This window comes from Kitasatospora sp. NPDC050543 (genome assembly GCF_044457565.1).
Classification (GTDB): Bacteria; Actinomycetota; Actinomycetes; order Streptomycetales; family Streptomycetaceae; genus Kitasatospora.
Genome location: NZ_JBITGZ010000014.1, coordinates 138,813 through 153,417 on the forward strand (window position 1 = coordinate 138,813; position 14,605 = coordinate 153,417).

A 14,605-nucleotide genomic window follows, 5' to 3' on the forward strand; every position below is an offset into this window, starting at 1 on the left:
CCCGGCGGTGCCTGCGGATGTGACCGACGGCCGTGACTGCCGGATGTCACCACCGGGAAGCACCGCCGGATGTCACCGCCCCCGGCGGTGACGTCCGGCGCACGCCCGGCCGGGGTCCCGGGGCCGCAGGCACCACGGCAATGCCGTTGCCTCTGGAGGCCGTCCCGCTGCGCCTCGGCACCCGACCCCGGGCGCTTGGGTCACGTGTGGTCAGGCGTCCGCTGACGGGGAAGCCGGCCACGGAACGGTGGTCTCGGCCGGGGTCACGTAGTCGACGCCGGGGACGTTCCAGCCGTAGAGCTGGCCGACCTGGTCGCGGAACCACTCCGTGTCCGTGCTGACCGCGAGGTCGTCGCTGCCCACCCGGTCCCACACCGCGCGGACGGCCGCCTGGACCTCAGGGTTCATCTCCCAGTCGTCCAGCCGGATGCGGCCCTGGTCGTCCAGGCCGAGGTCCGCATGGCCGGTCATCCGGTTCCACAGCGCTTCGGCCTGGTCAACGGTGGTCTGCCAGCGGTCGGCGGTGACGCGGTGCAGGATGCTGGTGTAGAGCGCGATGCTCGGGATGGCAGTGGATGCCTGGGTGACGGCTGCGCCGGCGACGACGGTGTAGGCGTGACCGACGCCCTTGAGCCGGGTGTTGATGGCGCGGGCGGTGTCTTCGAGGTGCTGCTTGGCCGCGCCGATGGTGCCGGCTCGGTAGATCGGTGCGGTGATGTCGGAACCGACGTAGGACAGCGCGACGGTCTGGAAGCCGTCGGCGAGCAGGCCCTTGGACTGCAGGGCGTTGATCCACATCTGCCAGTCGGCGCCGCCCATGACCTGCACGGTCGCGTCGCGCTCGGCATCGTCGGCCGCCTGCAGGTGCAGTTCGCCGAGCTGCGGGACGCCGTCCTCGAACACGAGGGTCTTGGCCCGGTAGTCGGCGCCGAGCGGCTTGATGACGGAGTGGTGGACCTCGCCGGTCAGCGGGTCGGTGCGGCGCGGGGCGGCGATGCTGTAGATGAGCAGGTCGATCTTGCCGAAGCGGTCGGCGAGCTGATCGGTGGCCGCGTCCTTGACGACGTCCGAGAAGGCGTCGGCGTTGAGGAACGAGAAGGCGGCGCCGGCCTCGGCGGCGAGCCCGGCCGTCCGCGCGGTGCGGTACCAGCCCGCGCCGGCGGTGCGGCGCTCGGTCTCGGCGGACTCGAAGGCGATGCCGAGCCCGCGCATCCTGTGGGCGCGCAGGCCGACCACGGTCGCGGCCAGCCCGTAGCCGGCGCTGGAGCCGATGACCAGGGCGACCGGGCCGGGCTCGTCGGCAGTAGCCTCGGGGATCTGCTGCCACATGCGGTCGACGACGGCCGCGCACCCGGTCGGGTGGCTGTTCACGTACAGGTAGCCGCGGTTGCCGGGCTTGATCTCGCGGATGCTCACTCGTGGGGTCCTTCGGTGCGGGGACGGCGGTGCAGAGCGTGCCCTGCCGGGCGGTGACCCGGCCGGTCCGGGCGGGGCTGTCGACGCCCGGACCTGCTTCGGGTGGGCCCGGTTCACATCCTCGGTGGGCGGGCGCCGGCCGGTGGTGGCGACGTGCGTCAGAAGTCGCGGCGGAATCTTGTGGGTTCGGCCTCGGCCATGGGTGGTGGCTGCCGAGTGCATCACCGTGCGCAGGGCATGGCGGACGGCCGGGAAGGCCCGGACCTCCTGGCAGGTGCCGCCGGCGGTCCGGGAGCGGAGCGGGGGGATTCCGAGGTGGTTCTTGATCTCGTCGAAGGCCGGCCGCACCACGGCCCCGGGACCCTCGCGTCCCGCCCCCGATAGAATCGGCGCATCATGAGCGCCACTCTCGTAGTCAAGGATCTGAGCGCCGGCCACGGCGACCGCACCCTCTTCTCCGGCCTGGACCTGGTCGTCGCCCCCGGCGACGTCATCGGCCTGGTCGGGGCGAACGGGGCGGGCAAGTCGACGCTGCTGCGTCTGCTGGCCGGGCTGGACACCCCCGAGGGCGGCTCGCTGCGCCTCAGCCCGCCCACCGCCAACATCGGGCACCTCCCGCAGGAGCCGGAGCGGCGCGAGGGCGAGTCCGTCCGCGACTTCCTGGCCCGCCGGACCGGGGTGGCCGCCGCGCAGGCGGCGCTGGACGAGGCCACCGAGGGCCTGGTCGAAGGCCGCGCGGGCGCCGACGACGCGTACTCCGCGAGCCTGGACCGCTGGCTGGACCTGGGCGGCGCCGACCTGGAGGAGCGCGCCGAGGAGGTCGCCGACTCGCTGGGCCTCAAGGTCGGCCTCGACCTGCCGATGACGGCCCTCTCCGGCGGCCAGGCCGCCCGCGCCGGGCTCGCCTCGCTGCTGCTCTCGCGCTACGACGTCTTCCTGCTGGACGAGCCGACCAACGACCTCGACCTGGACGGCCTGGAGCGCCTGGAGTCCTTCGTCAAGGGCCTGCGCGCCGGCACCGTGGTGATCAGCCACGACCGCGAGTTCCTGACCCGTACCGTCACCCGGGTGCTGGAGCTGGACCTCGCCCAGCAGCAGGTCAACCTCTACGGCGGCGGGTACGAGGCGTACCTGGAGGAGCGGGCGGTGGCGCGTCGGCACGCCCGCGAGGAGTACGAGGAGTTCTCGGACACCAAGGCCGGCCTGGAGGCCCGGGCCCGGATGCAGCGCGGCTGGATGGACAACGGCGTGCGCAACGCCCGTCGCAAGGCCGGCGACAACGACAAGATCGGCCGCAACATGCGCTCCGAGTCCTCGGAGAAGCAGGCCGCCAAGGCCCGCCAGACCCAGCGGATGATCGAGCGGCTCGACGTGGTCGAGGAGCCCCGCAAGGAGTGGGAGCTGCGGATGGAGATCGCCGCCGCGCCGCGCTCCGGCTCGGTGGTGGCCACCCTGCGCGGGGCGTCGGTGCGGTGCGGCGAGTTCGCCCTCGGCCCGGTGGACCTGCAGATCGACTGGGCGGACCGGGTGGCCATCACCGGCGCCAACGGCGCGGGCAAGTCCACCCTGCTGGCCGCCCTGCTGGGCCGGCTCACCCTCGACGCCGGCAGCGCCGCGCTGGGCTCCGGCGTGGTGGTCGGCGAGGTGGACCAGGCGCGCGGACTGTTCCTGGGCGGCGAGCCGCTGGCGGACGCCTTCGCGGCCGCCGTGCCCGAGCTGTCCCCGGAGGAGGTCCGCACCCTGCTGGCCAAGTTCGGGCTGAAGGCGGCGCACGTGCTGCGCCAGGCCGGCACCCTCTCCCCCGGCGAGCGGACCAGGGCCGCGCTCGCGCTGCTCCAGGCCCGCGGGGTGAACCTGCTGGTGCTGGACGAGCCCACCAACCACCTGGACCTGCCGGCGATCGAGCAGCTGGAGTCGGCGCTCGCCTCGTACACCGGGACGCTGCTGCTGGTCACCCACGACCGGCGGATGCTGGAGGCGGTGACGGTCAACCGGCGGCTGGAGGTCAGGAGTGGACTGGTCCACGAGAGCTGACCGGCCCCATCTCCTGGCGCATCGTCATGTGCTGCGCCGGCACCCACGGTTGACAGCGCTGACAGCACGGCGGCCGGGGCGGAGGAGCGCGAGTTCCACGCCCATCGCGGAGCTCGACGAGGTGCCGATCAGGCTCTGACGGCCGGCTGCCCGCGGGCCGGCCTCCCACGCGCCCCGGGCAGGCCTGCGACGCCACGCCGAATCGGTTGGGCAGTGGCATGACCGGCGGTCATAATCACTGTCATGAGCGATTCACGCAGTGGACCTGTCACGCTCGGCCGTCCGCCAGAGCTGATCCCGCTGGCCGGCGGGGTGTCACTGCAGCGCCGTTCGGTCGCGCACGCGGCGGCCCTGAACGCGACGGTCTGCGCCAACCTGGCGCACCTGCGGCCCTGGCTGCAGTGGGCGGCCCAGGCGCCGAGCCTGGCGCACACCACCGAGCTGGCCGGCGCCGGCGTCGCCGCCTGGGACGCCGGCACCGACTTCATGTACCTGGTCGTCCCGGACGCCGAGCCCGGCAGCGTGGTCGGCGCCTTCGGCCTGCACGGCCGGATCGGCCCGGGCGCGCTGGAGATCGGCTACTGGGTCGGCGCGGACCACGGCCGGCGCGGCATCGCCACGGCCGCCGCCGGGGCACTGACGGCGGCCGCGCTCGCCCTGCCGGGCATCCGGCGGGTGGAGATCCACTGCGACGAGACCAACACCCCCAGCGCCGCGGTGCCGCGCCGGCTCGGCTACCGGCTCGACCGGGTCGCGGACACCGTGGTCCGGGCCCCGGCCGAGACCGGCCGGACGATGATCTGGGTGATGGAGAGCCCGGCGTGATCCGGCCCTCCGGGTGAGGCCCCGGCGGGCCGGGCGGCGCCAGCGGACGGGCCGGGCCCGGCGTCCGGGCAGCCCGCCGTCAGTACCTGGTGCCCGTCGGCGCGGGCAGCGCGTCGAGTTCGGCCAGGTCCTCGGCGCTCAGCGTCACGTCCGCCGCCGCCGCGTTGTCGGCCAGGTACTCGGGTGTCTTGGTGCCCGGGATCGGCAGCACGTACCGCCCCTGCGCCAGCACCCAGGCGAGCGCCACCTGCGCCGGCGTGGCGCCCACCCGCCCGGCCACCGCCCTGACCCGCTCGACGATGGCCAGGTTCGCCGCCAGCGCCTCCTGCTGGAAGCGCGGCAGCGCCCGGCGGAAGTCGTCGGCCGGCAGATCGTCGGAGGAGGCGAAGCGCCCCGCGAGGAAGCCCCGGCCGAGCGGCGAGAAGGGCAGGAAGGCGATGCCCTGCTCCTCGGTGTACGGGAGCACCTCCGCCAGCGCGTCCCTGGTCCACAGCGACAGCTCCGACTGCACCGAGGCCACCGGGTGCACGGCCTGCGCCCGCCGGATCTCCTCGACCGTCACCTCGGAGAGCCCGATCCGCCGGGCCTTGCCCGCCGTCACCGCCTCCGCGAGCGCGCCCCAGGTCTCCTCGATCGGCACCTCGGGGTCGACCCGGTGCAGCTGGTAGAGGTCGACGTGGTCGGTGCCCAGCCGGCGAAGGCTCTCGTCGATCGAACGCCGGACGTGCTCGGGGCGGCCGTCACGCACCACCCGCTCGTCCCCCCGGCCCTCCACCAGGCCCACCTTGGTGGCCAGGAACGCCCGCTCACGGTACGGCCCGGCCAGCGCCGCGCCGACCACCTCCTCGTTGGTGTACGGGCCGTAGACGTCGGCGGTGTCGATCAGCGTGACACCGAGGTCCAGCGCCGTCCGGATCACGGCCACCGAGGTCTCGTCATCCCGCCCGGCGGGGTCGTACGCGAAGGTCATCCCCATGCAGCCGAGGCCGATCACGCCGACCTCCGGGCCACTGCTGCCGAACGTACTGGTGCGCATAGCTGGTGCTCCTTCGACTGTCTCGCTCCTGATGGACCCCAGCCTGCCGCTTGGAGTGCACTCCAGGTCAAGCCGCCGCCCAGGCGCCCCTCCGGCGCCCGTCCGGCACCCCTTCGGCCCGGCGGCTCCGTACCGGCTCAGGGCGCCAGCGCGACGGCCCGCGAGCGGTCGGCGGCGATCCGCAGCGCGAAGCCCGCCAGCGCCATACCCATCAGGTAGCGGTGCACCCTGGCCCAGAGCGGCCGGCCCGCGAAGAAGCGTGACACCGAGCCGGCCGCCAGTACGAAGACGCCGTTCATGGTCAGCCCGACCGCGATCTGGGTCAGCCCCAGCAGCAGGCTCTGCACACCGACGTGTCCCCGTGCGGGGTCGACGAACTGCGGCAGCAGCGACACGTACAGGATCGCGATCTTCGGGTTCAGCAGGCAGGTGAGCAGCCCCATCACGAACAGCCTGACGGGCGGGTCGGCCTTCAACTCGCGCGGCGAGAAGGCGGATTCACCGCCGGGGCGGACGGCCTTCCAGGCCAGCCGGAGCAGGTAGGCGGCGCCGGCCAGCTTGATGGCCAGGTAGACCTCGGGGACGAGCGCGAAGACGGCGGCGATGCCGGCCGTCGCCGCGACCAGGTACGTCAGGAAGCCCACGCCGACACCCGCCAGCGAGATCAGGCCGGCCCGGCGGCCCTGGGCGACCGAGCGGGAGACCAGGTAGATCATGTTCGGCCCCGGTGTGAGCACCATCCCGAACGCCACCACCGCGATACCGGCTATCGCACTCACGTCGATCATCGTGCCTCCCCCTGGGTCGGCGTCCACCGTACCCGGCCCGGTCAGCGTCCCTGTCGGGAGGCCCGGTGATGGTCGCGGTCGGCGCGGGTCAACCGGAGGGTGTCGTCCTGCTGCGCCGCCTTGCGGCGGCGGCGGACGACGTGCCGACCCGCTCGGCAACAGGGTGGCGGCCGCGCGGTCCGCCCCGGCCGGACGCCAACTACCGCCGGATGCCGGGCATTCGACGCCGGTGGCGGCACGCCCGACGCGTTGCACGCCCGCCGCGCCCTTGACACGCTGGAGCCGTCCGATCTCGCGCGCACCACCGCCCCCGCGCCGCCGCGGACTACGATCACCTGATGACGGACACCACGCACACGACGGACACCGACAGCACCGACCTGACGGCCGGCCGCGCCGCCGAACTCGCCGATCTGGCGGCCCGGTTCCCGCACCTGCACGCCCCGCAGCGCTGGGCCTGGGGCGGCTACGACGCCCAGTTCTCGGCGGTGCTGCCGCCGGACGAGCTGATCACCAACATCCATGTGGTGGGCTTCTCCCAAGGCAGAGTGGTGCTCTGCCGGGACGTCCGCGGCCACTGGTTCCTCCCGGGCGGCACCCGGGAGGCGCAGGAGAGCGTCGAGGCCTGCCTGGAACGGGAGTTGCGCGAGGAGGCCGGCGCCCGGCTGACGGGCGGGCCGGTCTGGATCGGCGCGCACCGCTGCGTCACCGACAACCCGGTGCCGTACCGCCCGTGGCAGCCGCACCCGGAGAAGGCCTGGCTGTGGGGCTGGGCCGAGGTCGACGTCGACTCCGAGCCGACCAACCCGGACGACGGCGAGGAGGTCGTCGAGGTCCGCGCCGTCGACCCCGACGAGGCCTGCCGGCTGCTGGTGCGCGACCGCGAGGAGTGGTGGGCCGAACTCATCCACCTCGCCGTGGAGTCGTACGCCCGGCGGTGAGCCCGACGGCTGCGGGCCGGCGGACGTGTCGTCCACCGGCCCGCTGGTTCCGTCGGCTCACCCGATCCTCGGGCTCACACCCCGGGTGATCGCTCAGCGGCGCCCGGACCTGCCACCCGAGCCCGAACCGGAGCCGGAGCCGGCGGCCCCGCCGCCGGCCAGGCCCGCGCGGCGCAGCGCGTCGGCCATCGCGCTGTTGCCGACCGGGGCGGGGGCGCTGCCGCCACCGCCGCCGCCCGAGCCGCGCCGGTCCTGGCGCGGCGGACGGGCCCCGCGGTCGCCACCGCGGTCACCACCGCGCTCGCCACCACCCTGGCCACGCCGTTCACCGCCGCCACCGCCGGCCGGCCGGCCAGCGCCGACCTCGTCGTCCAGGCGCAGCGTCAGCCCGATCCGCTTGCGCGGCACGTCCACCGTGGTGACCCGGACCCGCACGATGTCGCCGGGCTTGACCACCTCACGCGGGTCCTTGACGAAGTTCTTCGACAGCGCGGAGACGTGGACCAGGCCGTCCTGGTGCACACCCACGTCGACGAAGGCCCCGAACGCGGCGACGTTCGTCACCACGCCCTCCAGCACCATGCCGACCTCCAGGTCGCCGATCTTGTCGACGCCCTCCTTGAAGGTGGCGGTCTTGAAGGCCGGACGCGGGTCACGGCCCGGCTTGTCCAGCTCTCCGAGGATGTCGGTGACGGTCGGGATGCCGAAGGTCTCGTCCGCGAAGTCGCCGGGCCGCAGCGCCCGCAGCGCGGCGCCGTTGCCGATCAGTCCGCGCAGGTCCCCGCCGGTGGCGGCCAGGATGCGCCGCACCACGGGGTATGCCTCGGGGTGCACGCTGGAGGCGTCCAGCGGGTCGTCGCCGCCGGGGATCCGCAGGAAGCCCGCGCACTGCTCGAACGCCTTCGGGCCGAGCCGCGCGACGTCCTTGAGCGCCCGGCGGGTGCGGAACGGCCCGTTGGCGTCCCGGTGGGCGACGATGTTGTCGGCGAGCGTGCCGGTGATGCCGGACACCCGGGTCAGCAGCGGCGCCGAGGCGGTGTTCACGTCCACGCCGACGGCGTTGACGCAGTCCTCCACCACCGCGTCCAGCGAACGCGACAGCTTCACCTCGCTCAGGTCGTGCTGGTACTGCCCGACACCGATCGACTTGGGGTCGATCTTCACCAGCTCGGCCAGCGGGTCCTGGAGCCGGCGCGCGATGGAGACCGCGCCACGGATCGAGACGTTGAGCTCCGGCAGCTCCTGCGAGGCGAACGCCGAAGCCGAGTAGACGGACGCACCGGCCTCCGACACCATCGCCTTCGTCAGCTTCAGCTCCGGGTGACGCTTGACCAGGTCCTCGGCCAGCTTGTCCGTCTCGCGCGAGGCCGTGCCGTTGCCGATCGCGATCAGGTCGACGCCGTGCGCCCTGGCGAGCGCGGCGAGGGTCGCGAGCGCGGCGTCCCACTTGTTGGCGGGCTGGTGCGGGTAGATGGTGTCGTGCGCGAGCACCTTGCCCGTCGCGTCCACGACCGCCACCTTCACGCCCGTACGGAAGCCCGGGTCCAGCCCCATCGTGGCGCGGGTGCCGGCCGGCGCGGCCAGCAGCAGGTCGCGCAGGTTCGCCGCGAAGACCCGGACGGCCTCGTCCTCGGCCTCCTGGCGCAGCCGCGTCCGCAGGTCGATGCCCAGCCGCACCAGGATGCGGGTCCGCCACGCCCAGCGGACGGTGTCCCCGAGCCACCTGTCGCCCGGGCGCCCGTGATCGGCGATCCCGAAGCGCGCGGCGATCCGCTGCTCGTAGTCACCGGGACCGGGGAGGTCTCCGGCCGCCTCGCCGTCCTCCGGAGAGAGCTCCAGGTCGAGGATCTCCTCCTTCTCCCCGCGCAGCATCGCGAGGATCCGGTGCGAGGGCAGCCTGGTGTACGGCTCGGCGAAGTCGAAGTAGTCCGAGAACTTGGCGCCGTCCTGCTCCTTGCCCGCCCGTACGGTCGCCACCAGCCGGCCGCGCGTCCACATCCGCTCGCGCAGCGTGCCGATCAGGTCCGCATCCTCGGCGAACCGCTCCACCAGGATCGCGCGGGCCCCCTCCAGCGCGGCGGCCTGATCCGCCACCGCCTCGTTCAGGTACCCGGCGGCCGTCGCCTGCGGATCCAGACCGGGGTCGGCCAGCAGCGCCTGCGCCAGCGGCTCCAGCCCGGCCTCCCTCGCGATCTGCGCCTTCGTCCGCCGCTTGGGCTTGAACGGCAGGTAGATGTCCTCCAGCCGCGCCTTGGAGTCGGCGCCCAGGATCTGCGCCCGCAGCGCGTCGTCCAGCTTGCCCTGCGCCTCGACCGACTCCAGGACGGCCGCCCGCCGCTCCTCCAGCTCCCGCAGGTAGCGCAGCCGTTCCTCCAGCGCGCGCAGCTGCGCGTCGTCGAGCTCCCCGGTGGCCTCCTTGCGGTAGCGCGCGATGAACGGCACCGTCGCACCGCCGTCGAGCAGGTCGACGGCCGCCTTCACCTGCCCGTCCCGGACGCCCAGCTCTTCAGCGATCTTGCGCTCTACTGCCCGCTGGGCCGCCTGTTCGACTGCCGTGCTCACGAAGCCGGTCACCTTCTCCAGAGTTGCCAAGCGGTACTCCCCGCCTACCCCCAGCATTCTGGCAGCTCCCCACCCCACCACCCCGCTCCCCCCAACCCCGGGGGCGTCGCGCCGGGTAACGAGAACACCCGCCCGCCGGCGAGGCCGGCGGGCGGGCGGGTGAGGGGTGACCCCGGCGGTCGTCCAGGATCAGCTGAGTCCGGTGTTACAGCGCCGGCCAGGGGGCGCGGCCCGATTCGGCATGCACACACACCGCACGCGTCCGTTCCGATCTCCCAGACCAGACGGTCGAACCAGGAGTAGACGTGCCCCGACCTGGAGATGTAGATGTGCGCGTTGCTCAGCCATCGGCAGAGCGGTGAGCACTCCTCTCCGAAGAGAGACTCAAGCCGCAGCGCTTCTTCTCAGTGTCGGGCCCCCAGCCTGCCGAGAATTGAACCGGGTCAGGATTCATGAACCTGGCATCCGGATGGTCCACCGGCTGAACGGACAGCCCGTAGACGTTCCGGTAGAGCCCGGCCACCTGCTCGTCGATTCGATATCCGGCTTCCCGGAGAGAGCGCACCACGAGATTGTGGACGTGCTGCCAGCGCTCGCGGGTGGTCTGTTCGCGGATGCCTCCGGGCCGGGCGGGGTTTACGGCGGTAGCCCAGCAGACGGCGTGGGAGCGGACCTCGGCCAGGATCTTGCCGCACAGGTTGGACCACAGGTGCCATCGGTCGCTGACCTGCACCGCTTCGGGGAGGGCCTGGCGGATCGCCTCGCCGTAGGAGCCGGAGCCGTCCCGGCAGACGTACTCGGCCCCGGGGTGCTCGCGCAGCCACGCGACCAGCGTCTGGGCGGTGCGATCGGGCAGGACGTCGATCCGCTCGCCGGTCTCGGCGTCGATGATCACGGTGGCGTAGCGGTGCCGGCGCTTGAGGGCGAAGTCGTCGATGCCGAGCACGCGCGGGACGCGTCGTGGCGGTGTCGCCCTGCGCGTGGTCCGTCAGGCGGTCGGTGCGGCGCTGATAGCGTGCCACGACTCCGGGAACCTGCTCGCGGAACGTCTGCCGCTTGCAGCCCAGCACTGGGCAGGTTAGGCGGCGGACGCGTACTGCCACAAGCACTCGCCGCCCGTCCGCCGGCACGTCCGCCACCGTCCGATGGTGGAAGCCGTGCACCCGGTCCGTCGGCGCTCCGCAGACCGGGCAGGGCACCGAAACGTCCTGGGTTCGGGCCAACACCCGGATCACCTCGCCCTCGTCGAGCACCTCCTCGATCACCAGTGGCGACAGCCCCGAAAACACCGTACCTACAAGCTCGCTGACATCTCGCACACCATGCCAACGAGGCCAGTCACCCTTGGTTACCGCCGATTACAGGCCAGAGCCGAACTGCTGACAGTCCCCCAGGTCATAGCCTGCCTCCAACTCGGCCGCTCAGCCGTCTACGACCTGCTCCGCACCCGACAGCTCGGCTCGATCACCCTCGGCCGCTCCCGCCGCATCCCGACTCACGCCCTCGCCGACTTCATCCGCACCCGCCTCGAACAGGAAGCCGCCTGATGACCACACCCCGCGACACCCCCGCCTCTCGCCGCAGCCGCGCCAACGGGGACGGCACCGTCTACCAGCGCAAGGACGGACGCTGGGAAGCCGCCGGATACGTGCTGGCCGTCGGTGACACCCGCCAGCGCGTCCGCGTCTACGGCACCACCCGCAAGGAGGCGTTGGCCAAGCTCACCGAGAAGGTCGCCACCAGCAACCGCGGCGTCCCCGCCCCCTCCGCGCAGGGCAGCGTCGCCGCGTTCCTCACGTACTGGCTGGAGACCGTCGCCGTCCACCGGCTCCGCGAGAACACCCACACCCGCTACACCGCCTGCGTCCGCCTCTACCTCATCCCCGGCCTGGGACGGAAGAAGCTCTCCAAGCTCACCGCCAAGGACGTCCGCACCTGGCTCGACCAACTCCGCACCACCTGCCAGTGCTGCGCACGCGGCCTCGACACCGCCCGCCAGCAGCCTCACTGCTGCGCGATCGGGAAGTGCTGCTCCAAACGCCTCTCCCCGCTCACGCTCGCCTACGTTCACTCCGTACTCAAGTCCGCCCTGGAGCACGCCGTCCGCGAAGAGGAGATCCCCCGCAACGTCGCCCGCAACGTCCGCATGGGCACCCCGAGGCCCCGCCGCTTCGAACCCCTCACCACCCAGGAGGCCCGCGCATTCCTCGCCGCCACCCACGGCCACCGGCTGCACGCGCTGTTCGAACTCGCCCTGCGCACCGAGCTCCGCAAGGGCGAACTCCTCGGCCTGCGCTGGGAAGACCTCGACCTGGCCGGCGGAACCGCCAGAATCCGCCGCACCCTCCAGCGCACCAACTCCGGCGGCCTGACCGCCCTGCCGACCAAGACCCAGAGCTCCGAGCGGCGCATCGCCCTGCCCACGCCGTGTCTGCACTCACTCGAACAGCACCGCGACCGGCAGCGCCAGGAACGCGAAACGGCGGGCGCGGGCTGGAAGGACAGCGGCTACGTCTTCACCCGGCCCAACGGCGCTCCGATCGAGGGAGCAACACTCACGCGGCACTTCACTGCCCTGATCCGCCGGGCCGGGCTCCGCCGCATTCGGTTCCACGACCTCCGACACTCGGCGGCCACTCTGCTCCTAGAACAGGGCGTCGAACTCGTCGTCATCAAGGAACTCCTCGGCCACGCCCACATCGGCGTCACCGCCACCGTGTACGCCCACGTCCGGCTCCGCCTCCAGCGCGACGCCATCGATCTCCTCGGCAACGCCCTCCGCGACCCCGTCGAGCCCGCCGCCCGGCCCGACGACGGCGACGAACCGCCAGTTTGTGCAGCACCCGTCCGCTGACGTTGCCGTCAACTACTGCCGTCAAAGCACCAAAGACGCCCTCCTGGAACCATTTCCAGGAGGGCGTCTTCATGGCCGAATTGGCAGCCAAGGAAGCCTTAAGTCACCTTAAAGCCTGAATGCGAGTTCCCGATTCTACTGAATCGACAGCGCAAACTCGCCGCCGACCGATCTCACCGAGATGAGATGTTCATCAACTGCGATATCGGCGCCCATGAGAGCTCCGACCTCATCGACCATTGGAGTCACAGAGCGAATCTCCAGCCCATTTTCCGGGATATCAAACCCGACCGACCGCTGAGTATATTCACCCTCTGGCCACAGGTAGTCCGGAATCCCATGGACTGACCTCTTATCAACCAGCAGCGACCAGTCGGTCCAGACCGTGAATACTACGGACGAGCTGTCCGGGAACACAATCTGAAGGGCTTCAACCGCGCCCTCAGTGTCGATAACCTCAAAGACCTCGCGAGCCCTGAGGCCGCCGATGACCAGGGGATCTACCCCTTCAGGTCGAGAACTCACGCTACTACTCCCGTGTCCGCTACATGTTCCATGTTGACCACCCCAGCCTGGCATGTCCTCACTAGCAATTGCATTGGCGTGGAGTCGCCCCGTCCCACCATCCGTTCCCACGCTGGCCGAGCGGGAACATTGTGACGAACGATCCATCTCCCTTAGTGATCAACAGGTCATCGTCCTTGCGGTAGAACCAGTAGTCATTGGCGCCACCGTTCTCGGGATTATACGGACCCTGTCGGACCTCGTCATGCGACCCACGCACCTCGTGAATTCGATTCTCGAACCATTCGCGCGCTGCAGGATCGCCGGGGTTAAGGTCGTAGTCCTTCGAATGCTTTCCCCACTTCTTGCCGAACTGCTTGTCGCCGACCCCTGACAGCGGCGGCCCACAATCACTATTGTGAACGAGAATTGGCGTGGTGCCAGCGAGTACATAGTACGTGTGATAGGCGCCCCCTCCCTGACTGCGTTTTCGCAGGCGAGCGGCAATCTACCGGTCCGTCAACGTGCGTGGAAGTGCGTTGTTGTCCGGGCCCGTTGCCGTCAGCGTTGCCGTCAGAGGTCTACACCACTGGGGCTTTTTTGGCGGGGGGAAGTGAAAGGGCGGTGGAGCGGGCTTTGACCGGTGTCCTGCCCGGATTGGGGTCGGGCATGGCCAGGGGGCCGTAAGCTTGGCCGCGATCTCGGGCAGGCTTTGGGCCTGCCCGCAATTGGCCCGAGTGGCCCCCTGGCCTTGCCCGACGCGGGCCCCGGACCGGGTAGGTGGGTAGAGCACGCTTCGCCGCCCGCCCCGCGCCCGAGTGCCGAGCCCCGCCATGGTGCGTCAGCGTTGGGCCACCCTGCCGACGGCGAGCCCGTCGGCCCTCCCGGTCAGCGCCAACCCGGAGACGCGGCTCGGATGCTGGCCGATCCCGCCTCCCCTGGCTGGCCCCGTCGTTGGCCTGCCGCCAGGCGATCATCGGCCCCTGTCCGGCACACTCTGCTTTTGCGCGCGCAGGTGGCCGGGCCGTCGCGCGGTGAGGCGTAGACGGGAAGCGCGGGGCGGCTCGGCCTGCGGGCGCGCGCGGCCCGCGTAAGCGGGCCGCCTTGAACCCGTAAGGAAAGTTTCGACGCACTCCACCACCGGGGTCGCGTCTTGCTGGGCTGCTGAACTGGCAAGCCCACCAGCGGTGTTCACTGGACTGGCCATGTCCGAGCTGGACTGTGGCACAGCCGATGGCCGAGAGACCCGCTCCCTACGCCCCGAGGCGGCAGCCTTGTGCGAAGACGAAGCCGGGCTGAGTTATCGGGCCCTCACCTCGCTGGCCACGATGATCCGGCCGCCTGCCTTCCTGACGGACCGGCTGACTCGGGCCTTCTCGTCGGGCAGGACGGAGAGCATCTCGCCGGTGGGGACGATGATGGTGTCGGCGTCGCCGTCCAGGAGCATCTGAAGCGCGTAGGTGAGTCCTCGGCGCTGGTCGGGTTCGGTGGCGCCTTCGTCGTCGTGGATCACGCCCGCGAGGTGCAGGCCCGACTCGCGGGCGATCCGCTCGCACATCGCCTGCCGGGTGACGACGGGCTCGTCCTTGGCGGTGCAAAGGTAGACGACGGCGGTGGGCTGCGCGGGCTTGGTCATCTCTTCGTC

The 14,605-nt window shown here is 71.7% G+C and carries 11 protein-coding genes and 1 pseudogene; 5 read left to right on the top strand and 7 right to left on the bottom strand.

Annotated features, from left to right (window positions below; all coding sequences use genetic code 11):
• Positions 1-210 precede the first annotated feature (210 nt).
• Complete coding sequence (gene fabV / locus ACIBH3_RS19290) at positions 211-1,416, bottom strand: enoyl-[acyl-carrier-protein] reductase FabV (protein ID WP_396313195.1); 1,206 nt, start codon at positions 1,414-1,416, stop codon at positions 211-213.
• Between the two features lie 396 nt (positions 1,417-1,812).
• Between fabV and ACIBH3_RS19295 the strand changes: the two genes are divergently transcribed.
• Positions 1,813-3,450 (top strand): ABC-F family ATP-binding cassette domain-containing protein, encoded by a 1,638-nt coding sequence (locus ACIBH3_RS19295; protein WP_396313196.1) that lies wholly within the window; start codon positions 1,813-1,815, stop codon positions 3,448-3,450.
• A 243-nt stretch (positions 3,451-3,693) separates the two neighbouring features.
• Complete coding sequence (locus tag ACIBH3_RS19300; protein WP_396313197.1) at positions 3,694-4,275, top strand: GNAT family N-acetyltransferase; 582 nt, start codon at positions 3,694-3,696, stop codon at positions 4,273-4,275.
• A 79-nt stretch (positions 4,276-4,354) separates the two neighbouring features.
• Here ACIBH3_RS19300 and ACIBH3_RS19305 read toward each other — a convergent pair whose 3' ends face one another.
• Both ACIBH3_RS19305 and ACIBH3_RS19310 read right to left on the bottom strand, forming a co-directional pair.
• Positions 4,355-5,311, bottom strand: coding sequence for an aldo/keto reductase (locus ACIBH3_RS19305; protein WP_396313198.1), 957 nt, complete (start codon positions 5,309-5,311; stop codon positions 4,355-4,357).
• A 137-nt stretch (positions 5,312-5,448) separates the two neighbouring features.
• Complete coding sequence (locus tag ACIBH3_RS19310; protein ID WP_396313199.1) at positions 5,449-6,099, bottom strand: LysE family translocator; 651 nt, start codon at positions 6,097-6,099, stop codon at positions 5,449-5,451.
• 338 nt (positions 6,100-6,437) lie between these two features.
• On the opposite strand from ACIBH3_RS19310, the gene ACIBH3_RS19315 reads away from it, so the two are divergent.
• The gene (locus tag ACIBH3_RS19315) at positions 6,438-7,040 is read left to right on the top strand and encodes an NUDIX hydrolase (protein ID WP_396313200.1); all 603 of its coding nucleotides are present in this window, start codon (positions 6,438-6,440) and stop codon (positions 7,038-7,040) included.
• Between the two features lie 93 nt (positions 7,041-7,133).
• Here ACIBH3_RS19315 and ACIBH3_RS19320 read toward each other — a convergent pair whose 3' ends face one another.
• A complete protein-coding gene (locus ACIBH3_RS19320) occupies positions 7,134-9,659 on the bottom strand; it encodes a Tex family protein (protein WP_396313201.1) in 2,526 nt (841 codons plus the stop codon).
• A 472-nt stretch (positions 9,660-10,131) separates the two neighbouring features.
• A pseudogene (locus tag ACIBH3_RS19325) lies at positions 10,132-10,891 on the bottom strand (transposase); the annotation flags it as partial.
• 33 nt (positions 10,892-10,924) lie between these two features.
• Here ACIBH3_RS19325 and ACIBH3_RS19330 point away from each other — a divergent pair.
• Both ACIBH3_RS19330 and ACIBH3_RS19335 read left to right on the top strand, forming a co-directional pair.
• Complete coding sequence (locus ACIBH3_RS19330; protein WP_396313202.1) at positions 10,925-11,149, top strand: helix-turn-helix domain-containing protein; 225 nt, start codon at positions 10,925-10,927, stop codon at positions 11,147-11,149.
• Positions 11,149-12,456 (top strand): tyrosine-type recombinase/integrase, encoded by a 1,308-nt coding sequence (locus tag ACIBH3_RS19335; RefSeq protein WP_396313203.1) that lies wholly within the window; start codon positions 11,149-11,151, stop codon positions 12,454-12,456. Before ACIBH3_RS19330 ends, ACIBH3_RS19335 begins: the two co-directional genes overlap by 1 nt.
• A gap of 135 nt (positions 12,457-12,591) precedes the next feature.
• Here ACIBH3_RS19335 and ACIBH3_RS19340 read toward each other — a convergent pair whose 3' ends face one another.
• On the bottom strand, positions 12,592-12,981 hold the full coding sequence (locus ACIBH3_RS19340; protein WP_396313204.1) for a hypothetical protein: 390 nt from the start codon (positions 12,979-12,981) through the stop codon (positions 12,592-12,594).
• Positions 12,982-14,260: 1,279 nt separating this feature from the next.
• Positions 14,261-14,596 carry a hypothetical protein gene (locus ACIBH3_RS19345; RefSeq protein WP_396313205.1) on the bottom strand — a complete coding sequence of 112 codons (336 nt, stop codon included), beginning with the start codon at positions 14,594-14,596 and terminating at the stop codon, positions 14,261-14,263.
• Between the last annotated feature and the right edge of the window lie 9 nt (positions 14,597-14,605).

What these genes read in the sequence shown, in the direction of transcription:
- ACIBH3_RS19345 (WP_396313205.1), bottom strand. Translation starts at nt 14,596, where the DNA reads ATGACCAAGCCCGCGCAGCCCACCGCCGTCGTCTACCTTTGCACCGCC.
- ACIBH3_RS19335 (WP_396313203.1), top strand. Translation starts at nt 11,149, where the DNA reads ATGACCACACCCCGCGACACCCCCGCCTCTCGCCGCAGCCGCGCCAAC.
- ACIBH3_RS19315 (WP_396313200.1), top strand. Translation starts at nt 6,438, where the DNA reads ATGACGGACACCACGCACACGACGGACACCGACAGCACCGACCTGACG.
- ACIBH3_RS19320 (WP_396313201.1), bottom strand. Translation starts at nt 9,659, where the DNA reads ATGCTGGGGGTAGGCGGGGAGTACCGCTTGGCAACTCTGGAGAAGGTG.
- ACIBH3_RS19295 (WP_396313196.1), top strand. Translation starts at nt 1,813, where the DNA reads ATGAGCGCCACTCTCGTAGTCAAGGATCTGAGCGCCGGCCACGGCGAC.
- ACIBH3_RS19330 (WP_396313202.1), top strand. Translation starts at nt 10,925, where the DNA reads ATGCCAACGAGGCCAGTCACCCTTGGTTACCGCCGATTACAGGCCAGA.
- ACIBH3_RS19300 (WP_396313197.1), top strand. Translation starts at nt 3,694, where the DNA reads ATGAGCGATTCACGCAGTGGACCTGTCACGCTCGGCCGTCCGCCAGAG.
- ACIBH3_RS19310 (WP_396313199.1), bottom strand. Translation starts at nt 6,099, where the DNA reads ATGATCGACGTGAGTGCGATAGCCGGTATCGCGGTGGTGGCGTTCGGG.
- ACIBH3_RS19305 (WP_396313198.1), bottom strand. Translation starts at nt 5,311, where the DNA reads ATGCGCACCAGTACGTTCGGCAGCAGTGGCCCGGAGGTCGGCGTGATC.